The sequence below is a fragment of the Neobacillus piezotolerans genome (assembly GCF_003362805.1).
Lineage (GTDB): Bacteria > Bacillota > Bacilli > Bacillales > Cytobacillaceae > Bacillus_D > Bacillus_D piezotolerans.
In genome coordinates this window covers 71,269-92,268 of the sequence record NZ_QNQT01000009.1, presented here as the reverse complement: position 1 = coordinate 92,268, position 21,000 = coordinate 71,269, and the positions used below count along the sequence as shown (strand labels likewise).

Annotated in this window: 26 protein-coding genes; 11 read left to right on the top strand and 15 right to left on the bottom strand. The window is 48.0% G+C overall.

All coding sequences use genetic code 11. The features are described 5' to 3' along the window. Positions 1 to 47: 47 nt before the first annotated feature. Positions 48 to 683 carry a Rossmann-fold NAD(P)-binding domain-containing protein gene (locus DRW41_RS17670; RefSeq protein WP_115453349.1) on the bottom strand — a complete coding sequence of 212 codons (636 nt, stop codon included), beginning with the start codon at positions 681 to 683 and terminating at the stop codon, positions 48 to 50. A 78-nt stretch (positions 684 to 761) separates the two neighbouring features. Next, positions 762 to 1,493 carry a hydrolase gene (locus DRW41_RS17665; protein WP_115453348.1) on the bottom strand — a complete coding sequence of 244 codons (732 nt, stop codon included), beginning with the start codon at positions 1,491 to 1,493 and terminating at the stop codon, positions 762 to 764. A gap of 175 nt (positions 1,494 to 1,668) precedes the next feature. Here DRW41_RS17665 and DRW41_RS17660 point away from each other — a divergent pair, with 175 nt between their 5' ends. Then, positions 1,669 to 1,851: a YjzD family protein gene (locus DRW41_RS17660; RefSeq protein ID WP_115453347.1), complete on the top strand. Its 183-nt coding sequence runs from the start codon at positions 1,669 to 1,671 to the stop codon at positions 1,849 to 1,851. Positions 1,852 to 2,066: 215 nt separating this feature from the next. Here DRW41_RS17660 and DRW41_RS17655 read toward each other — a convergent pair whose 3' ends face one another. After that, the gene (locus tag DRW41_RS17655; protein WP_115453346.1) at positions 2,067 to 2,246 is read right to left on the bottom strand and encodes a YjzC family protein; all 180 of its coding nucleotides are present in this window, start codon (positions 2,244 to 2,246) and stop codon (positions 2,067 to 2,069) included. 230 nt (positions 2,247 to 2,476) lie between these two features. Between DRW41_RS17655 and DRW41_RS17650 the strand changes: the two genes are divergently transcribed. Next, positions 2,477 to 3,169, top strand: a complete 693-nt coding sequence (locus tag DRW41_RS17650; RefSeq protein WP_115453345.1) for a Crp/Fnr family transcriptional regulator — start codon at positions 2,477 to 2,479, stop codon at positions 3,167 to 3,169. 104 nt (positions 3,170 to 3,273) lie between these two features. On the opposite strand, the gene DRW41_RS17645 is transcribed toward DRW41_RS17650, so the two are convergent. The 4 genes from DRW41_RS17645 to DRW41_RS17630 form a co-directional block, all read right to left on the bottom strand. Further along, a complete protein-coding gene (locus DRW41_RS17645; protein ID WP_115453344.1) occupies positions 3,274 to 3,990 on the bottom strand; it encodes a YwiC-like family protein in 717 nt (238 codons plus the stop codon). 112 nt (positions 3,991 to 4,102) lie between these two features. Then, positions 4,103 to 4,546: a respiratory nitrate reductase subunit gamma gene (locus DRW41_RS17640; RefSeq protein WP_181884625.1), complete on the bottom strand. Its 444-nt coding sequence runs from the start codon at positions 4,544 to 4,546 to the stop codon at positions 4,103 to 4,105. 186 nt (positions 4,547 to 4,732) lie between these two features. Next, complete coding sequence (gene mobB, locus DRW41_RS17635; protein ID WP_245959483.1) at positions 4,733 to 5,269, bottom strand: molybdopterin-guanine dinucleotide biosynthesis protein B; 537 nt, start codon at positions 5,267 to 5,269, stop codon at positions 4,733 to 4,735. Then, entirely contained in the window at positions 5,257 to 6,522 is a 1,266-nt protein-coding gene (locus DRW41_RS17630; RefSeq protein WP_115453342.1) for a molybdopterin molybdotransferase MoeA, read from the bottom strand. The genes mobB and DRW41_RS17630 overlap by 13 nt, the downstream gene beginning before the upstream one ends. A 224-nt stretch (positions 6,523 to 6,746) precedes the next feature. Between DRW41_RS17630 and ric the strand changes: the two genes are divergently transcribed. Then, positions 6,747 to 7,442, top strand: coding sequence for an iron-sulfur cluster repair di-iron protein (gene ric / locus DRW41_RS17625; RefSeq protein WP_115453341.1), 696 nt, complete (start codon positions 6,747 to 6,749; stop codon positions 7,440 to 7,442). 278 nt (positions 7,443 to 7,720) lie between these two features. Here ric and moaA read toward each other — a convergent pair whose 3' ends face one another. Beyond that, positions 7,721 to 8,737, bottom strand: coding sequence for a GTP 3',8-cyclase MoaA (moaA, locus tag DRW41_RS17620; RefSeq protein ID WP_115453340.1), 1,017 nt, complete (start codon positions 8,735 to 8,737; stop codon positions 7,721 to 7,723). A 389-nt stretch (positions 8,738 to 9,126) separates the two neighbouring features. Between moaA and DRW41_RS17615 the strand changes: the two genes are divergently transcribed. Next, positions 9,127 to 9,831: a Crp/Fnr family transcriptional regulator gene (locus DRW41_RS17615; RefSeq protein ID WP_115453339.1), complete on the top strand. Its 705-nt coding sequence runs from the start codon at positions 9,127 to 9,129 to the stop codon at positions 9,829 to 9,831. A 370-nt stretch (positions 9,832 to 10,201) separates the two neighbouring features. Here DRW41_RS17615 and DRW41_RS17610 read toward each other — a convergent pair whose 3' ends face one another. From DRW41_RS17610 to DRW41_RS17595, 4 genes are all read right to left on the bottom strand, one after another. Further along, positions 10,202 to 11,359 (bottom strand): TIGR04053 family radical SAM/SPASM domain-containing protein, encoded by a 1,158-nt coding sequence (locus tag DRW41_RS17610; protein WP_245959482.1) that lies wholly within the window; start codon positions 11,357 to 11,359, stop codon positions 10,202 to 10,204. Positions 11,360 to 11,586: 227 nt separating this feature from the next. Then, positions 11,587 to 11,925 carry a DsrE family protein gene (locus DRW41_RS17605; RefSeq protein ID WP_115453338.1) on the bottom strand — a complete coding sequence of 113 codons (339 nt, stop codon included), beginning with the start codon at positions 11,923 to 11,925 and terminating at the stop codon, positions 11,587 to 11,589. 64 nt (positions 11,926 to 11,989) lie between these two features. Then, positions 11,990 to 12,298: a metal-sulfur cluster assembly factor gene (locus DRW41_RS17600; protein ID WP_115453337.1), complete on the bottom strand. Its 309-nt coding sequence runs from the start codon at positions 12,296 to 12,298 to the stop codon at positions 11,990 to 11,992. Between the two features lie 62 nt (positions 12,299 to 12,360). Beyond that, complete coding sequence (locus tag DRW41_RS17595) at positions 12,361 to 13,173, bottom strand: prolyl oligopeptidase family serine peptidase (protein WP_115453336.1); 813 nt, start codon at positions 13,171 to 13,173, stop codon at positions 12,361 to 12,363. Positions 13,174 to 13,379: 206 nt separating this feature from the next. Between DRW41_RS17595 and DRW41_RS17590 the strand changes: the two genes are divergently transcribed. The 3 genes from DRW41_RS17590 (at position 13,380) to DRW41_RS17585 (ending at position 14,698) form a co-directional block, all read left to right on the top strand. Further along, positions 13,380 to 14,204 carry a Cof-type HAD-IIB family hydrolase gene (locus DRW41_RS17590; RefSeq protein WP_115453335.1) on the top strand — a complete coding sequence of 275 codons (825 nt, stop codon included), beginning with the start codon at positions 13,380 to 13,382 and terminating at the stop codon, positions 14,202 to 14,204. A 150-nt stretch (positions 14,205 to 14,354) separates the two neighbouring features. Next, positions 14,355 to 14,507, top strand: coding sequence for a hypothetical protein (locus DRW41_RS23115; RefSeq protein ID WP_181884624.1), 153 nt, complete (start codon positions 14,355 to 14,357; stop codon positions 14,505 to 14,507). Positions 14,508 to 14,509: 2 nt separating this feature from the next. Further along, positions 14,510 to 14,698, top strand: coding sequence for a DUF3813 domain-containing protein (locus tag DRW41_RS17585; RefSeq protein WP_115453334.1), 189 nt, complete (start codon positions 14,510 to 14,512; stop codon positions 14,696 to 14,698). Between the two features lie 278 nt (positions 14,699 to 14,976). Here DRW41_RS17585 and DRW41_RS17575 read toward each other — a convergent pair whose 3' ends face one another. Both DRW41_RS17575 and DRW41_RS17570 read right to left on the bottom strand, forming a co-directional pair. Continuing rightward, entirely contained in the window at positions 14,977 to 15,783 is an 807-nt protein-coding gene (locus tag DRW41_RS17575) for a BsuPI-related putative proteinase inhibitor (protein ID WP_115453332.1), read from the bottom strand. 94 nt (positions 15,784 to 15,877) lie between these two features. Further along, positions 15,878 to 16,720: a YitT family protein gene (locus DRW41_RS17570; RefSeq protein ID WP_115453331.1), complete on the bottom strand. Its 843-nt coding sequence runs from the start codon at positions 16,718 to 16,720 to the stop codon at positions 15,878 to 15,880. A 227-nt stretch (positions 16,721 to 16,947) separates the two neighbouring features. On the opposite strand from DRW41_RS17570, the gene DRW41_RS17565 reads away from it, so the two are divergent. Continuing rightward, complete coding sequence (locus DRW41_RS17565) at positions 16,948 to 17,808, top strand: DegV family protein (protein ID WP_115453330.1); 861 nt, start codon at positions 16,948 to 16,950, stop codon at positions 17,806 to 17,808. Positions 17,809 to 17,954: 146 nt separating this feature from the next. Next, complete coding sequence (locus DRW41_RS17560; protein WP_115453329.1) at positions 17,955 to 18,086, top strand: DUF3941 domain-containing protein; 132 nt, start codon at positions 17,955 to 17,957, stop codon at positions 18,084 to 18,086. 62 nt (positions 18,087 to 18,148) lie between these two features. On the opposite strand, the gene DRW41_RS17555 is transcribed toward DRW41_RS17560, so the two are convergent. Beyond that, positions 18,149 to 19,012, bottom strand: a complete 864-nt coding sequence (locus DRW41_RS17555) for a CvfB family protein (protein WP_115453328.1) — start codon at positions 19,010 to 19,012, stop codon at positions 18,149 to 18,151. Between the two features lie 159 nt (positions 19,013 to 19,171). On the opposite strand from DRW41_RS17555, the gene DRW41_RS17550 reads away from it, so the two are divergent. Further along, positions 19,172 to 19,663 carry a YajQ family cyclic di-GMP-binding protein gene (locus DRW41_RS17550; protein ID WP_115453327.1) on the top strand — a complete coding sequence of 164 codons (492 nt, stop codon included), beginning with the start codon at positions 19,172 to 19,174 and terminating at the stop codon, positions 19,661 to 19,663. Positions 19,664 to 19,994: 331 nt separating this feature from the next. Then, positions 19,995 to 20,864 (top strand): SDR family oxidoreductase, encoded by an 870-nt coding sequence (locus tag DRW41_RS17545; protein ID WP_115453326.1) that lies wholly within the window; start codon positions 19,995 to 19,997, stop codon positions 20,862 to 20,864. The last annotated feature ends 136 nt before the right edge of the window (positions 20,865 to 21,000 follow it).

Genomic DNA, 21,000 nt, shown 5'->3' with positions numbered 1-21,000 from the left:
ATTTGGCAGCTGTTTCTTTTAATTAAGATGAACCAAAGGCTCAAACATTATTTATAAATTCCTTCCAATATCCTTGTCCCCGTTTCCCCCTGGTCAATCAGCAGCGCAATCCGTTCCGCGGCTTCCCGCCAATCAGAACCTTCACAACTCTCGCTTGGCGTCTGGCCTGCATTTTGACAGATGTTCTTTTTCGCGGATTGTTCCTCAACCGGACGGGTATTGCCATTTGACGGCAAAATTACACGTAATACTCTTTCAGCCGAACCCTCCGCTAATTCGACCGCCTTCTCGATGGGATTGATTTCACACTCTTCCGGATGTTGCCTGCCAAGACTATCGGGAATCAGCAGCACGACTGAATCCCACTTATCATTCAGCCGGATAAGCTCTTCCAAGTCGCCCGCAAGGCGTTCACTATGTGGACGGGTAATTTTCCGCTCCGTGTAAAGGTCATAAAGTGAGAAAATCAGGGCTTGGTCCCTCCCGCAAAGTGCCCGTGCGCTTTCAATCGGCAGTTTTTCAAAATTGCTGTTTCTCCCGATTTCAAGTTCCATGTCTTCCTCGCTTCCATCAGGGGAGGGATTTAAGGATATCCCCCTGACCTCATAGCCCATCTCCAGCAATTTTTTGCATAGATGGAAACCAAGCCGTTCGAATACACCAATGATCAAAGCTCCTTCCATTGCTCTCCTCCCTTCCAGCAAGCCGGGCCTTATTGTATCGTATGCGGCCCGAGAGAAAAATTCCACCTTCTTCACAAGTTAAAGAACCTTTTCATACCTCGACATGAATCTCGAAATCTCCATCCCAAGCTGGCCGGCTTTTTCCGGAAGCATATAGCTTTCAGTTATAGGCGGTTTCGGCTGAAGGCCTGAAAGGAAATTTTTGCATGCCCTGGCATTTTTATAGGTTCTCCCGCCAGTAAGGATATGGAAAATACGGATTGGGACGCCACGATCAATGTCCGGAGGCCCTTCCTCCCTTATCATACGTTCGGCCGTTAACCTATCCACACCATAAGCTTCGCCGATTTCTCCAAGAACCTTTTTGTAAAAAAACTTCTGCTCTTTTTCCAGTTCAATGTGATAATCGAGAGACAGGATTGGATTGATTAGGACTATAGACCTGATTTTTCCTTTCAATTCCTTGGAGAGCTTCAAGGCGGCCAGAGCGCCCATTCCTTCCGCAAGAATGTGGATTTTTGTATTCAGGATTTCATTTTTCATCACAATTTCATAAAGCATGGCAGCAAGCAGGACAGCCCTTTCCGAGCCCCAATGCTTTCCGTAAAGATTCGATGTGAAAAGTGTATAACCCGCTTCACGGAGGGTCGAAAGGATTTCCCTTTTTCCGGTATTTTGATTCCAGAAGCTTGTCTCCTCATTTACAAAGTGCCTATCGTCTCCAAGAATTAATACACCAAAGCCGGACGGCTTTATAGGATAGTAGATGGTGCTCCATTGATTCCCCAGTTGAAAGCTTCTGTAATCCATACGAAAAAACTCCTTCTGCCATTTTCCAGTATTAGTGTATGTAAACTCTTAAGGAATGAAATGGGGACTTTCCTCAATTCCATCCTGCCATTTTCTTTTGTTTTGTCCTTTTTGCGTTTCTTCTTTTTTCCTTATATGATAAGATGAGAAAGATAATACGGTATGAGGTGACGGTATGAGATACTTCTGGACGCTGTTTTGGGTTTTGCTTTTAGTAGAAATGCTTTCCTATGTGGTAACGTCTATGATTGGGGTTGCGTTCGATTTTAAAAACGCCGCGCTGCTTGGTGTGCTTACGACCATTTTAATCTTAGTTGTACCAGCAATCATTCCTAATGAACCTGTGGACAATCATTAAAAACGGTGAAGGCCATCCCGAACAGGATGGCCTTTTTACTTTGTATTCGGGGCGGGTTCAGGTCTGTAATCAAATGTTTTATTTTTTGTTGTTCGTCAGGCTGTTGTCCATTACCTTTCCATACCCGGGATGAGTAGCGTTCAACCCCGTATAGGAAAAATATACTGATAAAGACATAAAGCCACCCGAATTGGATGGCTTTTTTCTGTTCTGGGCTACGGTTTCCTCGTATAAGACCAGATCCGTTCATGGTTGGAAGCTTCAGGGAATGGCTGCCCTTTTTTAAGATGGATTTTCCTTGGATTCGTCACTGGGCTTCCCGAATCGCCAATTTCAATATACGTTCCGTTGTTGGGTGCTTTTTGGCCGGGTTTAAATTGATGGTTCTGCCCCATTTCATTTCCTCCTTTCAGCTTAAAGGGGACATTTGCCCCTATTCTTTATTATTTCTCTGCGTTTTTTCTTGATTAAGGGGAATTTTTGTCATTATTTCCCGAGAAATAATTGTCGAATTTGACGTTTGTATGAACCTTTCTCCGGGTTTATAGTTTTTTTCCTTCGTTAGCAATATAATTATAGTAATAAATAACAATTGCACGATTTGTGCTGAAGGTAGGTGGCCAACATGCAATCCTATGCAGGAGCGCCCGCGAAATTGACCGAATTGCTTAAGCTAACCCATCATATCCAAAAGATAGAAAAAGGGCATTTTCTTTTTCAGGAAGGATCCCCTTCGAAAGAGATTTACATCCTTTTAAGCGGCTTGATCCAAATTAGCAAGATAATCCCTGATGGCAGGGAGCTAACTTTACGGATTTGCTCAGAGGGTGATTTGATTGGCGAATTGAATATATTTTGCTCGACCCCAAAAAATTTATTAAGCGCCAAGGTTACCGAAAGCGGGGAAGTCGCCGTCATCATGAAGGATGCCCTTGAAGCAAAGCTTGCCAGCGACCAGGTTCTGGCATTGGAGTTCATGAAATGGATGAGCCAGCATTACAGGAAGACGCAAACAAAATTCCGCGACCTCGTCCTTCATGGAAAAAAGGGAGCGCTTTATTCTACATTGATTCGTATGGCGAACAGTTATGGAGTTAAAACGAATAACGGAATTATGATTGACCTTCTCCTTACAAACCAGGAAGTCGCCAATTTTTGCGGAACCTCCCGGGAAGTTGTGAACCGCCTCCTTAGTGAGCTCAGGAAAAAGGGAGTCATTTCAATAAATAAAGGAATCATCACGATCCATCAGCTCCCGTATTTAAAAAAGGAAATCGATTGTGAAAACTGTCCAAAGGAAATATGCAATATAGACTAAAAAGCCAGCCGGGTGAGCCCGGCTGGCTTTTTCTTGCTGTATGGTTCGTTGAAATATTTTTGCCTCAGTTAAAAATCAACTCTGTCCTTTAATATGCCTTACTTTTAAATGAGCGAACTTGCGATTAGGATGAAAAAAATCGCCGAGTTGATAATTTCAAAAATGCCGATTTGTTTCGGAGTAAGGTTCTTTCCATAAAAGCCGATGGCCCTTGCCAAACTTGGAATGAATGCGAGCGCGACTATCCATTGGCCAAAAACTAGCCATCCCGCCACGACTAGGGCATGATAGCACCAGGATATCCATTTGTACTGGATGCTCCGCTTCTCCCTGATCATCGTTTTCACAAAAAACGTGCTGCCTATAAAGAACAGTGATGAGGCAATAAAAACGAGAATGGCTTCTTCAGTTACTTTTCCTGAATGCAGATACGCACTCGCAATTCCAGCTAGCGAAAAAGCAAAAACGGCACTGAAGTCGTTCATTAGGGCCCTATCTTTGTTTTTTGACGAAAAGAAGGCGTTAATTGTGAAAAAAGGCAGCATCATCACACCAAACAATGTGACCGACGGCCGTTCAACTAACGGGAACATTAGCAGCAATATAGCTGGAATGAGATAAATAAGCGACCATTTTGCATGGAATTGAAGTTTCTTCTTTTTAAATAGGAGAAGCATCGGGTACGTCGCTAAGTAAAGCAGCAGCCACCCAAAAAAGAATGGAATGTGCTCCCACAGAAAACCTCCCGAAATCGCCCCGAGCCAGAATGGAATGATAACCATCGCCCAGGCGCCATGCTGCTTTGGCATAAATAGTTTCATTTTCAACACCTCTTGCTTAGCATCTTACCTTCACTATAAGGCAACGATAATAGCTGGAAAGTGAAATGCATCACATATTGAAGTGCAAAAGTGTCGAAAATGGCAACAAGAATTAAACCCTTGGGAATCGGGCAGGATTTCCTCGCCTTCCTTTCCCGGAGGAAAGCGCTTGCAAAAGATGGATTGGCTTAAACACGATTGAAACGTATTTCGTAAATGAAAAAAACAACAAAAAAGTAAACAGCAAAATTAGATGGATTCGCAGCAATAGAGAGGCATGCTTCAAAAGTTCCATATCCGGGCTAAAGTGCAAAAAGCCGATCAGCCATCCGAACATAGTCGCAAATTCATCTGTTGCCCGATAAAACGCAATCAAGCCGATGCCGGTCACCGTTGTCAGCAACCACAGTACTTTAACCGTTTTGTTCAGGATCAGGCCGGACTTTCGCTGCATTTCCCCGAAATATTCCGGGGTATCATATTTCCATACAATCCCCATTCCCAATACCGCGGCCACCGTATATGGATAAACCAGCCATACTAACCAGTGCAACAACTCCATCCGTCGTCACTCCCCCTGAGATCACAACCATCTCCCATTCTAACGAACGAAACGTGACAAATCAGTGACAAAAGTAACTCATGTCAAAAAAAATTCCCTTGACAACGAAAAGCGCAAGCGCCAGTTTAGCCAAGCTGCCATTTTACTTCTTATTTTTATAGTAAAAAGTGCCAGGCACCTTTAGTTCTGCGGTGCTTGGCACTCCATTTGCTCTAGGATTAATTTTGTAAGGTTTTCAGGGGTCCTGTTGTCTTTTATCGAAAAAAAAGGGAATCCCGCATCGGTCTGCGGCTCTGTATCCCAGTAAGCAGCCGCGATGATGTTTTCAAGTCCGAGCAAGCCTTTTTCATCTTCACGGTTTCTGATCAGGACGATTTTCGGATAGGAGGCATATTTATGTCCTTCTATCAAAATCGCTTCAGGATCGAAGGTGGAAAGGATCCTAATCTGGTCCTCAAGCGGCCACGCGTTCTTTTCGGAATGAAGGATAAGCCGGCCATTTCCTTCAACTAGTGCAGCTGAGGCTCCGGCGTCGATATGCCTGCTGGAATCCTTCTCCGATGGAATGTCGGGCTTGCCTCCGTGGCCATGGTGCTTGATTGACGCCACGTCAACGCCAGCTTCCTTAAGCCGCCGGATCAATTCCTCCGCAAGAGTCGTTTTCCCGCTGTTTTGATAGCCCGCCACCTGAAAAACGAATGGCCTTACCATGGCCATTCGCTTCCTTCCTGGTCTTCAAGCAGGAGTACATCGACCTCCATGCCCGCTTCAAACCCTCTCGTCCCACCGGGTAAAATCATCAGGGAATTCGCCCCCGCCAGGCTCATCACAATATTCGATTTATCAAGCCCGCTTGGGGTTGCAATCAGGCGCCCTTCCCTGAAAAAAACCGTGCTGCGGACAAATCGTGTAAACGGGTTTGCCTTTGGGAAATTCGTATCCAGCACCGCCAATTCCTTGCGTAAATGCGGGTTTTCGGAACAAAGCATTGTCCGAATGACCGGCCTTGTAAACAGTTCGAATCCTACATAGCATGCGGACGGGTTTCCCGACAGCCCGAACAAAAGCTTGCCATTATGGACAGCAACGGTCGTGACGCTCCCTGGGCGCATCGCTACCTTATTGAACAGAACTTCCGCCCCGAGCTTTTCATAAATGGCCGGCAGGTAGTCGTAATCCCCGACCGAAACGCCGCCTGTCGTTACAAGCATATCGACTTTATCAAGCGAGTTTTTCACCGCTTCAAAACATGTATCGAAATCATCCGGTAGGCTCCCGAAATATTCCACTTCCCCACCGGCACGTTCAATCTGGGCGGCAATCATATACGAATTGCTGTTACGGATTTTGCCTGGGACGAGTGGTTCATCCACGCCAAGCAGTTCCGTCCCGGTTGCATAAAGGCCGACCACAGGCTTTTTCGCGACAGGCACGCTTGCATATCCGAACGTTGCAAGCATCGCCTGGATACCGGGATTAATAAGGGTACCCTTTTTTACAAGGACTTCCCCTTCCTTCGCATCCTCCCCTTGAAAGGAAACATTTTCACCCTTTTTGATTTTCCGTTTGATCGTCATATAATTTTTGCCATCGCGCTCGGCAGTTTTGGCGAGCTCAAGCATCATGACCGCATCGGACCCTTCCGGCATCATCGCCCCTGTCATAATCCTGACCGCCTGCTTCTCACCGAGCACTTTCGAGGTCGTTTGGCCCGCGCCGATATGGTCGATCACCTCGAATTCGACCGGATGATCAAGCCCAGCTTCCTGTGTATCCACAGACCGGACCGCAAAACCATCATACGGTGCCCTTGTAAAGTGCGGGACATCGCTTGTAGCGGCCAAATCTACGGATAGGAAGCGCCCAAAGCTTTCATTAATCGATATAAATTCGGTTTTACCCGTTGGCTTGCAATCCATAATGCGCTTTACTGCTTCGCCGATCGTAATCGGCCTCCTCATTTCAACCATCTCATCATCTCCTGCACCGTCTCTCTACATATTCCTTCTCCATTATAAGGGTAGCCGAAACCCTGATTGATGGCAAATCAGGAATGTGGACGTTTTTTGGCAAAATCAAGCTCACATTGAAAAAAGTTCTCAGGTGTGATGCGCGTCACCATGTTACCTGGAAGAGTGTCGTATTCTAAAGTTAAGAAAATATTTATTACCTTTTACAAGGAGGATATAAAAATATGTTGCAAACATACTCAGAACAAACTCTTGTCAGGGACCTCGTCAATGAATTTCCAAAAACAGCCGATGTATTTAAAAGTGTAAGGATTGATTTCTGCTGCGGCGGTGCAACGCCGATTGCGGAGGCGGCCGCTGCCGGCGGCGTCGATATCGGAAACCTGATGGCAAACCTGGCCGAAGTGATTGAGAAAAGCAGCGGCGGGGAGACCGACCTGAAGGTTTGGACCGACTCTGCCTCGGACACAATCATCGACCACGTCATTTCCGAATACCATAACCCGCTCCGTGAGGAATTTTTGAACCTAAGTCCATATGTCACAAAAGTTTCCCGTGTCCATGGCGGCCACCGCCCGGAACTGATGAAAGTGTATGAGCTTTATTACGAGCTGAAAAAAGAAATGCTCGAGCACGTTGCCAAAGAAGAAGAAACCGTCTTCCCTTTAATCAGGCAGCTCGACGCCGATACGGTTGAAGACCGTGAACAGGCGCTCAATTATATCAAAGAGCTTGAAAAAGAACACGACCATGCCGGAGCGATATTAAAAGAGCTTCGCGAAATCACATCCGATTTCACACCTCCGGCCGATGCGTGCGGCACGTACCGCCTCGTCTACAAGCGGCTTGAAATGCTCGAAGGGCAAACCTTCATACACGTCCATCTCGAAAACAACATCTTGTTCCCAAGGTATTTTTAAGTTTTTGGGAAAATAAAAGCCTGCCCGACTATCCAATTAGCCGGCAGGCTTTTTTGTTTGGACGATCATTATTAACCGGGGTTGGTGCTTCAATCCGAATCGCGGATGATTATTCGAAGTTGTTATGCATTTTCCAAGAATTTTTCCTTAAGACAGAATTAACTCGTGGTTTGGCATTATCTTGGTTATCCGGCATAAATAACGGTTCAACGGCACCCCGTTAAAAAATTTAAAAAAAGAGGCCGCCCGGCGCGCAGCCGGGTCAAGCCTCTTCATATTTATCCTCCAATATAGGACATTTCAATCTTCTTCCTAGTCGCTGCCGTCTCCTCTGTCCGTTCATCCGAGTAACGGTCTCCGCGCCCCTGCCAAATCGAAGTGATCCGTTCGGCAAGTTCCTCATCAGTCGCCCCATTCCTAAGGAAATTGCGGATGTCATGCCCGTTCCCGTTGAACAAACACGTGAAAATTTGCCCGTTTGCAGACAGGCGCGATCGAGTGCAGCTGCTGCAGAACGATTCCGAAACAGACGTAATGAAACCTACATCACTATCGGTCCCTTTATAGCGGTAAAGCTTAGCCACCTCGCCAAAGTAAGCCGGCTCAAGCGCCTCAAGCTCGAACTTCCCTTTAAGAACCTCGTAAATCTGCTTTTTCGTAACAACATCATCCATCTTCCAGCCGTTCGTGCTGCCCACGTCCATGTATTCAATGTAGCGGAGCTGCAAGCCATTCTCCTTGCAATACTCCGCCATCGGAAGAATTTCCTGGTCATTCAGTCCTTTTTTCACAACCATATTCACCTTGACGCCAAGGCCCGCTTTCCGCGCAGCGGCGATTCCATCCAGGACAGGCTGTGTGCCGACATTCCGCCCGTTAATCTCACCGAACAGCTTATCGTTCAGGCTGTCGAGCGAAACATTCACACGAATTAGCCCGGCCGCCTTCAACTGCTCCGCAAACTTCGGCAGCAGCACCCCGTTCGTCGTCAGGCCGATATCCTTCAGCCCTTCAATTTGCGAAAGTTTTTTTACGAGAATCGGCAAATCCTTGCGCAAGAGCGGCTCACCGCCAGTCAGGCGGATTTTCTCCACCCCGAGCCCGACAAATATCTTTGCGATTCGTTCAAGCTCTTCATATGTCAGCAATGCGCTTTTTGGCAGGAAAACAAAGTCCGGACCGAACTTATCCGCCGGCATGCAGTACTGGCAGCGGAAATTGCAGCGGTCGATAACCGATATCCTCAAATCCCGCAGCGGCCTGTTCAACTTATCTTTAATAATGGACTTTTCCATTTTATCAACTCCAATATTCAGGATATAGCCAACACCGCTTCCCTGTCTTCAAGGAAACCATCAGCACTCCGAAACCGCCCCGCTAACACTGACCCAACGGACTTGGGCGGACGCCTATTAGGCTACTACATACCGATAATCCACATATACATATTGTTAACTTTATTATCTATTCATTCTAGCATACCTTTACCCTCTTTTGGTAGAAGAGGACAAGCTTGGATGCAGAATTCAAATAAAATTCATTATTTGTCCAAAAAATATTTCCTTCCAGTTTTCACTATATTGTCATTGTTATCAACTTTCCAATGAATGAAACTGATATACAATGAAAGTAACAAAAATCACAGACAATCCTTGACCAAATAAAACAGTAAAGAGGTGGCAAAATGGGAGCTTTAAAAGCTATGAAACCAACCCACTCGATTGAAATAAAAGAGCTATTGCGATTCGCCGATAGGAAATTCAGGTCCGAACGTTCGACGTACCTATTCCAGGAAGGAATGGAAGCCGAAGAACTGTACATCGTCCTCTCCGGCAAAGTCCAAATCAGCAAAATTACCTCCGATGGACGGGAACTGTCCCTGAGGATTTGCGGTGAAAATGACATATGCGGCGAACTGACGCTGTTCACCTCCAACCCCAAATACCTCCTAAGCGCCAAAGTCCTTGAGGAAGGCGAAATCGCCGCGATCCGCAAAGAAGTCATTGAAACCGAGATATTCCAAAACAGCACGCTCGCATTCGAATTCATGAAATGGATGAGCGACCATTTCCGGAAAACCCAGACCAAATTCCGTGACCTCGTATTAAACGGAAAACGCGGCGCCCTGTTCTCGACACTCATCCGGATGACCAACAGCTACGGCATCCACAAGCCGGACGGCATCCTGATCGACCTGCCGCTCACCAACCAGGACCTCGCCAACTTCTGCGGCACCTCCCGCGAAAGCACAAACAGGATCCTCAGCGAACTAAAACGCGACGGCCTCATCTCAATCAAAAAAGGCAAAATAACGATCCACGACCTTGAATACCTAAAGCTCGAAATAGGCTGCGAAAACTGCCCAGCCGTATACTGCAGCATCGAATAACAAGGATGGAACCCCCATCCTTTTTTCTTTTGCCTTTTGTAAAAATGGGCCCAGGCCCACAGGCTTCCACACCCCCTGCACCCACACAGTTGGCCTCCGGCAGCTGTAACCCCGTCAAGCTCCCTCATCCCTGATTTCATTTCAATCGGGGCTGCCACGACCAGCTTCGCACTTCATCCCTGACTCATTTCAACCCTTCCGGGTACCTAGTCTTGCGCTGCCATCCTCTCTCCAAGAAAAAACGGCCGGAGAGAATCTCGTTCCGGCCGCCGTTTTTATATGAACAGATGGCCCGTTGCGCTGGGCACCACTGTTTTTTTAAAAAACTTAAAATGCGGCTCAGCTGCCAATGACAGGATTTTCGAAAAGTCTACTGCACCTGCTTTTCCCGCATCGCTTTTGGGATATAGACACAGAATGGCTCGCTTTCCAGGTAATCGCCTGTCATCGCGTACGCCCGTGAACGGGAACCTCCGCACACATGGCGGAATTCGCAAACGCCGCACTTTCCCTTGTATTCATCGGGATTGCGGAGCGATTTGAAAATCGGCGATTCACGGTAAATTTCCGCGAGCGGAGTTTCCCTGACATTCCCCGCCTTAATCGGTAGCAGCCCGCTTGGGTATACATCGCCGATATGGGAGATGAATACAAAACCGTTGCCGTCATTTACTCCCATTGGCGCCCGGCCAAGGCCATCGATTGAGCCGGTCAGCCCGTGGGCGGTCAATGCATTCAAATATTCGATTTTGCCCTGCTGCTCTTTTGCTTCGCGCTTTTTTTGCTGAATGACGACGCGGCGGTAATGCTGCCCTGCAGTCGTTTTAATATCGAATTTCACACGTTTGCTCAAGTCATACAGCCACCGGAACACATGCTCATGCTGGACAGGGGAAATCATATCGCTCTCCTGCCCGCGGCCTGTCGGAACAAGGAAGAACACGCTCCACAGGACACATTCAAGCTCTTCCATCAGGTTCGCCATTTCTTCAAGGTAATCAATATTATATCGGGAAATAACTGTATTGATTTGTATAGGTATTTCAAGTTCATGCAGATACTTGATTCGTTCGCGCGTCAGATCAAAAGAGCCAGCGGTCCCTCTGAAATGGTCGTGTATTTCCGCGTTTGGCCCGTCAAGGCTGAACGCCCAGCGAGACAAGCCAACCTCTTTCGCCTTCTCAATCGCTTCCTTTGTAACATTCGGTGTCGCGCTCGGGGTCATCGATACCCGTACGCCCTTCTCGACCGCATACTTGGCTATGTCAAATACATCCTTGCGCATAAGCGGATCCCCGCCTGTAAACACAAGCATTGGATTTTGCATTTCATATATTTGATCAATGAGGTGTTTCCCCTCTTCAAATGAAAGTTCTCGCGGATCACGCATATACTGTGCCTCGGCCCTGCAGTGCAGGCACTTCAGCTGGCACGCGCGCGTCAACTCCCAAATCACAATGAATGGATTCTCGTTGAAATCCCTCGCATATTGGTTCTTCTTCATCATCATTTCCGGGTTAAAAGCCATTTCATACGCCTCCTGAACGGCTGGTTCCCACTAGCCTTATTACTAGTATTATAAAATCACCCACCCGACCATAAAGTGACATCCGTCACACCAAAACCGGATAATATGGCATCTTTGTGAAAGGGGCTGACGTTAGGGGATGAATCCTTTTGTTCATTCTTCTTTCAATACCATTGGCTACTGCAAATCAAATTAAAAACAGCAGCGCAACGGCTGCTGTTTTTGATTTAGGATATGGTGAGGACCTCGTGTTCCGAAGCAAGGCTAATGAAATCGCCCATCGTGCTGATTTTTCCGACAGTGATCTTTTCTTCAAGGCCATAGTGATCCACGCATGTTTTACAGGCGAGGATTTCCACACCTTTCTGCTCAAGTTCCTTCAAGTGCACGGAAACAAAAGAATCGTCCGTCATCAGATACACGCCCGAGTTCATGCAAAATACCGCCCGCGGCAAGTCTTCCCTCTGCTTAAGAAGTGTAAAGAATGTTTCAAGCACGCTCTCGCCAAGCTGCTCGTCCCCCCTGCCCAGCTGGGTAGAGGTTGCCAAAATAACTTTATTCTTCAACTGTTTTCCCTCCTTGAACTGCCCCTGGACCCTTTAATGCCGGGAGCTTCCAGTCTTTTGCTTCCTATCTAATGCCAAGCGCGATTTTCGCATAGCGAGACATCATGTCCTTTGACCAAGGAGGGTTAAACACGATGTTGACATCGACATCATTGATTTCTGGAATATCCGCAAGCGCGCGCTTCACCTGGTCCACAATTGTTCCCGCAAGCGGACAGCCCATAGAAGTGAGCGTCATCGTGACGGTTGCCTTTCCTTCCTCATCCATTTCAACGTCATAAACGAGCCCAAGATTAACGATGTCAATCCCGATTTCCGGGTCAATGACGAGCTCGAGGGCACCCATAATATTATCTTTTAATTCCTGATCCATCTTCCATCTCTCCTTTACTTATTTTAAACGGAAAAGTCCTACTTTCCCGCAAACTCCACTACTTAAAGCTCAACCGCTGCTTTCCTTTCGGCCGCTGATTCCCGCCCGCTGCCTAAATGGCTAACGAACCAGTCCACAAGGGCGTATGTCCCTTTTCGGGTAACCTTATGCCCGGCATGCCTTTCGGAAATGAAGGCGATATCGCCGTTCCGCTGCTGATCTTTCAGCTGCTTTTCGTAAAATTCCCACGCATAATGGTGAGGAACCACCGTATCCGCTTCCCCATGCCAGAATAGCAATGGCCTCCCCCCGACTTTTTCAGGCTGGAGGCTTAAATCGTACACTCCAAGAGCCTCAATCCGGCCCGCCAGATCTTCGTCGGAAATCGGAAGCTGATGCCCCCTTTTCCGCAATTCATCCACCTGCCATCCGGCCATTTCCCGGTAGCTAGGCGAACCCATCAAGCTCACGGCCGCGCCAATCCAATCGTACTGGGTCAAAGCTCCGAGCGTGACAATTCCACCCATCGACGTGCCAGCCAGGCCGATTTCCCCTGAAGCCGCAAGTCCGCCAGCCACATAAAAGTCCTTCACGGTATTTACTTCATGGATGGTTTTTATTACAATATCCCAAAACCTTACCGACAACTCAACCTCACCAAAACCCTCATCACGCTCGCCATGATAGGGGGCATCCGGAAGGACGGCGCGGAAACCCCGCTCTGCCAAAAGATAAGCAATATGGAGGTTATTTTCCTTGGCGCTCGTAAAACCATGGGCAAAAATCGCCAATGGCAGCTTTTCCGCCAGCTTCTTTTCCTGGACAACTTCGAGAACGGGAATACTGTTTACAAACTCTTTGCGGATAACGACCAAAGATGAGACCTCCAAACTTCATAATAAGTTTACCGAATCTAAACAAACGGCAATGTGATTTTTTTTACAGGCAGGCTGTATAATTGGTAACATAGTAACTGTGGTAAGCCCAAAAAATGAGTACAGTATTAGTTTATCATTTTTGCTGCGGCTTTCATAAAGGTATACCTTGGCGACAGGGAAATAACGACCAAAAAGGAGATACTATGGCAAATAGACACTTAATCGCACTGGATTTGGACGGAACACTTCTTACAGACGATAAAGTCATTTCCGAAAAAACAAAGCAAACTATAATGGCGGCCAAGGAACAGGGCCACATCGTCATGATTTCGACCGGAAGGCCCTATCGCTCAAGCGAACCATACTACCATGAACTTCAGCTTGACACCCCTATCGTCAACTTTAACGGCGCCTTCGTCCATCATCCAACAGACAAGTCGTGGGGCACCTATCATACACCACTCGATATCAGGGTCGCGAAAGATATAGTCGAGGCGTGCCGTTCGTTCACCTTCCACAATATCATTGCGGAAGTCATCGACGATGTATACTTCCATTACCACGACGAAAAGCTCCTCGACATCTTCAGCTTCGGCAACCCGCGGATAACCTCCGGTGACCTTGCCGAATACCTCGAGGACTCGCCGACGGCCATGCTCATCCATACCGACGAGGAACATGTCCAAACAATCCGCAAGCACTTAAGCGACGTCCACGCCGAAGTCATCGACCATAGGCGCTGGGCCGACCCCTGGCACGTCATCGAAATCGTCAAAAGCGGCATGAACAAAGCCGTCGGGCTAAAACGCGTTGCAGACTACTTCGGAATCCCCGCCGAGCGCGTCATTGCATTCGGCGACGAAGACAACGACCTGGAAATGATTGAATACGCTGGCCGCGGCGTCGCAATGGGCAACGCCATCAGCCAGCTCAAAACCATCGCCAACGACATCACACTCACCAACGAGCAAGACGGAATCGCCGTCTACCTCGAAGAAACCCTGAATTTGAAAAAGCGCATTTACTAGGATTTTTAACGGCTTTTTTGGAAAAACTCCCTTCGGGGCCCCCGCGCCCGGAAGGGTTTTCCATTTTATCCTCCTTACGATACGAGCATACTAAACAATGAAGCAGCCAGTCTGTTTCGAATAAACGCTCATAAAATGGAGGGATTTCGAATGGGCAGACGCACCAAATCGAAACGCTTTGTTAAGCAAGGCGCAGACGCAGTTGCAAGGCACAGTCAGCGCATCCCGTACCATACCACCTATGCGGAAGCAGAGGCCCGCAAGCTGGATAACGCCGGGGAATCCTCTTACGGAGGTATTTAGCGATGGCAAACCAGCTTTTTCAACAGGCCAGGAAGTACACCGCCCAGGCATTGGAATCATCTCCCGGAGAACGGCAGGAAGCGGTCGCAAAAGCGAAAAACGCGCTCAGCTCCGCCTATGCCAATTCCACCTTTGCCGAGCAAAAGCAGCTGGCGGAAATGCAGGAGCAGCTCGATGGGCTTGGCGGCTAAAGCCGCAATCAGCAACTCCTAACTAACGGACAACCCGGTTTTCCATTCCGGGCCTCCCGCTTTTATCAAAATGGACTTTATGAGCAGCGGAAAGGCCGGCACCTTCAAGGGTCCGGCCTTTTCATTTTTTAAAACTGCCATCTTGCCCGGGATTTGAGTGACTTCCTTTTCGGTTTTCGCCCAAACAATGTCACTCATACGGATTTGAGTCCGTCTATTTATCTTTGGTTGCCATACAGTAAGAATTACGTGTCAGCTATCTATGGAAAGCGGCCTGCTTACTCTGCTCCCCGGAACTGTTCAAGAATGACTGCGAGCGGCTGGCCCAATATGGAGCCTTCTTTCTTTTCATAGAGATTTAGGATCAGTGCTCCATTTTTCGGAAGTTTTCCAGACGGTACTTTGATTACGATTTCAAATTCCGCCCAGTCGGGATACGATGCCCCGCTTGAAAGTTTCGTCTCGGGAATGAGCTGGCTATGCCCATCCTCGACAGTATAAAAGAACTCTCCGGAATGGGGGCGGGCCTTGCCTGTTACTTTGTAGCTGCCGTTTGTCCCCTCTGCCTTTACTTCCATAAAAATGGTTTGCTCATCCGGCTCTTCCGCCCGGGTTCCATCCTGGTTCGGTGCTGGAATGGAGACAGCCGTTTCCGCTCTCAAGGCAGCCAGTCCGGGAGCCTTTCCGTCAATACTTGTCGGCAGTAGCTCTACAATGACCTTGTAGGTTCCCGCCGGCACACGGATCCCGTCAGACGAGTAGTCCCATTCTTCCTTCCACTCCTTCGATCCGCCGGCAGGAACCGTCACAGTCTGCAGCGCCTGGAGGAATGCCCTCCCTTTTGAAAACAAAAACACTTCGCTGCCGTTTTCATCAAGCACGGTAATTTCATAAAATTGCGATGTCGGAAACTGCAGCCTCGCCGTTTGTGTGCCACTGTTCACGAGGTGTATTTGAATTATCGCCTGCTCCTCGCCTGCCTCCGCCTGTACGTTCAGTTTCAGCCCATCCGTGCTTCCCTGGCCATTTTGCGCGAGGGGCAGCCAAAACGATAAAAGAAGCCATGTTGCAATCGTAAGATACACTGCGATTCCTCCTAATTAAGTTTCTGGCAACTCCAGCCCTTACTTCATTGACCTAACCGTTCAAGTAATTCCTTGCCATCTCATTTATCATTCGTCAATCCTTCCGAAAGAAACCAATTACTGCCGTTGTCGGCACAATATTCGTAAACGCCTGGGGATCGGTCTGCTTGATGATCCGCTCCAAGTCAAAAAGTTCATAACGGGTTATGACGATCATCAAGAATTCTTTGTCCTCGTTTGTGAATGCCCCCTTTGCCTGGATTGATGTGATGCCACGGAAAAGCTTCGTTTGAATCGCTTTTTTCAGCTCAGGCGCATTTTTTGAAACGATCAAAGCGGTCAGCTTTTGGGCGCCTGTATGGATGGCGTCGATAACCCTCGTTGAAGCATACAGGTTTACCATTGTATAGAGTGCTTTTTCCCAGCCGAATAAATACCCAGCCGTAAGCGTGATGATCGAATTCAGCGCGAAAAAATACGTCCCGACCGGCTTGTCTTTCATCCTGGACAAAATCATCGCGATGATATCGAGTCCGCCGGTCGACGCGCCCCATTTCAATGTTATGCCTACTCCTATCGCCGAAATGACCCCGCCAAACACAGCGTTCAAAAGAATATCGTTCGAAATGTGAATCACCGGGATGAGTTCAAGGAAAAGGGACATCAACGCCACACTTATGAAACTGTATACGGTGAACGCCTTTCCTACCTTCAGCCAGCCCAAAATCGTAACCGGGATGTTCAGCAGGAACAGCAAGAAACCAGTCGATACGGTAAGCGGCGTAACTTCAGTCAGGACCCTGGAGAGAAGTTGGGCTACGCCTGCGAAACCGCCGGCATACACATCCGCCGGGATGAGGAACAAATTAAACCCAATCGCATTCAGCAGCGCCCCAATCAAAACAACCACAATCTTCTTCACATGCAGCCAAACCATCCATTCCTCCCCTTCCTTCCACTCTGCCAATTCGACAAAATTCGGGTAGTGACAGGCACAGTTCGCATTTCGACAAATTTCGGGTAGTGACAGGCACTGTTCGCATTTTTACTGTCTACTTGTATAATTCCCCTTTTTTCTCATTTATGTCCTTACATGATTGTATTTTTGGGGTGAGTCCGATAAACTGGGGAAAAAGAGAAGATTGTGAAGGCAGGGTGAGTGTATTGGCATTTAGATTGTTTGCCGACAGCGCATGTGATTTGCCGCTTGCATTTTACGAGGAGAATCACGTTGGCCTTTTCCCATTGAAAGTTCACGTGGATGATAAGGAATACGAGGATTTGCGGGACATTTCGCCTGAAACGATTTATAGTGCAATACGCAGCGGGAAGGTACCGAAAACATCCCAGGCGTCTCCACTCGGTTTCGAAAGTACGTTCACCGAAATGGCAAAGAATAAAGAAGATGGCATCTACATAGCGTTTTCATCCGAGCTTTCTGGAACGTATCAAACAGCGGCAATGATCCTTGAGCAAGTAAAGGAATCGTATCCTGATTTCAACCTGACCATCGTTGATACAAAATGTGCCTCGCTAGGTTATGGGCTTGTAGTGAAGGAAGCGGCGAAACTGGCGGCTGCCGGGGCATCCAAGGAAGAAATCCTCGAGGATGTCGCATTCAGAAGCAGGCATATGGAATCTTTGTTTACAGTTGAAGACCTGGATTATTTGGCAAAGGGTGGCCGTGTTTCAAAGGCATCCGCTTTCCTTGGCGGACTTCTGAATATTAAGCCACTGTTAAATGTTGAAGATGGAAAACTCGTTCCACTAGAAAAAATCCGCGGCAAGAAAAAGCTTTTGCGCAGGATTGTCGAAGTGATGAAGGAACGCGGCAACGGCCTGGCCTCCCAGGAAATTGGCATCAGCCATGCCGATGACAGGGAAACCGCCGAGGAAATGAAGCGGCTGATTGTCAGTGAATTTTCGCCGCGAGACGTCTATATTACTGAAATTGGCGCAGTCATCGGCGCGCATACCGGCCCGGGCACAATTGCGATATTCTTTTTGAACGAACCACCGAAGTAGTTCGGATGCTTCCAAACTTGATATCGCAAGAAGTTTCTATTGAACGAATTCACACGTCCTTGCAAAAATTACAATATGCCTCACCGAATACTCCTTTCCCGGACTACAGAAGCTATACCTGTATCTTCGGGAAAGGAGTTTTCCATATGCCGTATACTTCGGATAACGACAAAAAGGCGAAGGACAACAACGCCCTCCGCCATGAAAAAAATATGATGCGTGAAAAGAATAGGAAAGCCGGAAAGAATTCCTATTCAAAAAAGACCGACCATTTATAAGGGCCCGAATCAGGGCCTTTTTTTACAACGCTGGGGTTTCATCGCGCTCCAGCCACGAGTGACTACTCTTCCTTTTTATACGTCCAAGTGCCTTCCTGGTACACTTTCCCATCCTTCATCAGCTTGCCGATGGCCCGTTTGAATGCTCCCTTGCTGAGGCCGAACCGCTCCTGGATATCCTCGGGCATGCTCTTGTCGCTATATGGCATCGCACCGTTCCGGGAAAGCAGGTAGTCGTAGATGGAAGCGGCATCCTCCTCGACTGCATCCTGTTTCCTCGCAAGAAGCGAAACATTTACCGTTCCATCCTCTTTCACATCGATGATCCGCCCCTCGACCTTTTGTCCAAGGCGAGGCTCTTCCGCCCGCTGTGATTCATGGATGAAGCCGCGGAATCCCTCCAGCGTGTAAATCCAGCTCCCCACCTTAGCTGTCCGGTAAATAGGCCCCTGGACATTTTTGTTAAAGTCCTTCCTCGTTGCTTTTGTCGAGATCGACTGGATTACCGGATCAGTCGCAAGTTTTGCGTAAAGGCGGTACTGCCGGTTCACCCGGATCGTCGCGTACACCATATCGCCGACTGTCGGCCATATCTCCTTATGTACCGGCAAATCCTCCTCGCCAAGCAGGATGTCCTTCTGGATGCCGATATCCAGGAACACTCCCACCCCGGCCTTTGTATCAACGACTTTCAGCCAGGCGTATTCACCAGCGGTAATCGTCGGCATTTTTGATGTCGCTGCAACGCGGCCATGCGCGTCTGGATAAAGGAATACCTCGACCTTTTCCCCTTCCTCGTACTCTGCTGCAGCTTCATTGCTGTGAAGGAGCACATCTTCCTCGCCATCTGTTAAAAAATAGCCATACGCAGCCTTCCGGGCAACTTCCAATGTAACCTTCTGCCCTGCTAGTTCAAGTAATGCCACTTTTTTCTTCCTCCGTCCATATCATGAATTGGGCGCTAAAAACGCCCTCCTTAATAAGCTGCATTTTTCCAGAATGGCTCACCGCTGCCATCTGTTGTTTCGCTTTCTATATTCTACTATAATGGAAGCAATAATGAAAAACTGTTCGGGAGGTTCCCTATGTCAAAAGATAGCTCATTCGATATTGTATCCAAAGTCGATTTTTCAGAAGTCACAAACGCCGTTACGGCAACAATGAAAGAGATTCAGACCCGCTACGATTTTAAAGGATCGAAAAGCCAGGTGACCCTTGATAAGGAAGAGCTTGTCCTTGTGTCAGACGACGAATACAAGCTGGGACAGCTGAAGGATGTCCTTTTTGGAAAATTGATCAAGCGCGGCGTCCCGGTCAAGAATTTGGACTATGGCAAAATGGAAGGCGCATCCGGCGGGACCGTCCGCCAGCGCGCGAAGCTCGTCCAGGGAATTGACAAGGAAAATGCCAAGAAAATCAACACCATCATTAAAAACAGCGGCTTGAAAGTGAAAAGCCAGATTCAGGATGACCAAATCCGCGTCACCGCCAAAAGCCGCGATGACCTGCAGCGCATCATTTCCGCGGTAAAGGAAGCAGACTTAACTGTCGACGTCCAATTCATGAACTACCGCTAAGCTTTTTTAAAAGTGCATCAAATTACATGTATGAAGACAGTTTTGGTTTGGACAACGGGCCTAAACTGTCTTCATAACTTCGATGAAAACACTTCCAACCACGATAATCCTTCAAAACTGTCTTCATAACCCCGATGAAGACACTTTCACTCCTAAAAATCCTCCAAAACTGTTTTCACGCCCAAAATCCGTCAACTGTCCGCCATTCTCGAAAACTCGCCATAACCAAGCCCCACGCCTCCTTAATCACCCTACTATATTTTCCCATGTTAGTTTCTGTCCAAAAGAAGGAATTATGTGGAGTAGGACTAAAACAAAGGAGGCAGGTAACATGGACGAAAAGAAATTGCCAAAGGGTGGTTTCCCGCCGCAGCATCAGGAGGAAAAGCCCGGGCTCACAAACAAAATGAATCCTGAACCGATTCATGTGGACCCCAATTATAAAGGCAGCGGCAGGCTCTCCAATAAGGTAGCTTTGATTACTGGAGGAGACAGCGGAATCGGCAAGGCCGCGGCCATTTACTTCGCGAAGGAAGGGGCCGATGTGGCAATCGTCTACCTTGATGAGGATTCCGATGCGGACGATACGAGGAGGCAAATCGAGGATGAAGGCAGGAAATGCCTGCTGATCCCAGGCGATGTCGGCGACGAGGCGTTTTGCAAATCCGCCATTGAAAAAACGATTGAAAAGCTCGGGAAACTCGATGTTCTCGTCAACAATGCCGGGGAGCAGCATCCGCAAAAAAGCTTACTTGATATCAGTACCGAACAGCTAGAGAAGACGTTCCGCACGAATATCTTCTCGATGTTCCATTTAACAAAAGCCGCACTTCCCCATTTGAAAAAAGGCGCGTCGATTATTAACACGGCTTCGATAACAGCTTATGCCGGGAATGAAACGTTAATCGATTATTCGGCTACGAAGGGAGCAATCGTCTCTTTCACCCGTTCGCTGTCGATGTCGCTCGCCAAGGATGGCATCCGGGTAAATGGGGTTGCGCCAGGCCCGATTTGGACGCCGCTTATTCCATCGACATTTGAAGCCGAAAAGGTTGAAAAATTCGGTACCGATACGCCGATGGGACGCGCCGGCCAGCCATTCGAACTCGCGCCGGCTTACGTCTTCCTTGCTTCCGATGAGTCTTCCTTCGTCAGCGGCCAAATGATCCATGTGAATGGCGGTAAAATCGTAAACGGATAATTAACGGAGAACTGGCAGAGGCCAATGCCAGGCCAAAAAATAATCAGGGGCTGGAATTCATTCCTGCTCCTCATTCAGCCTGTAGCACTGCAGGCATCCGAAAATAAAAGCCGGGCCCTAATTTCAAACCGGGTCC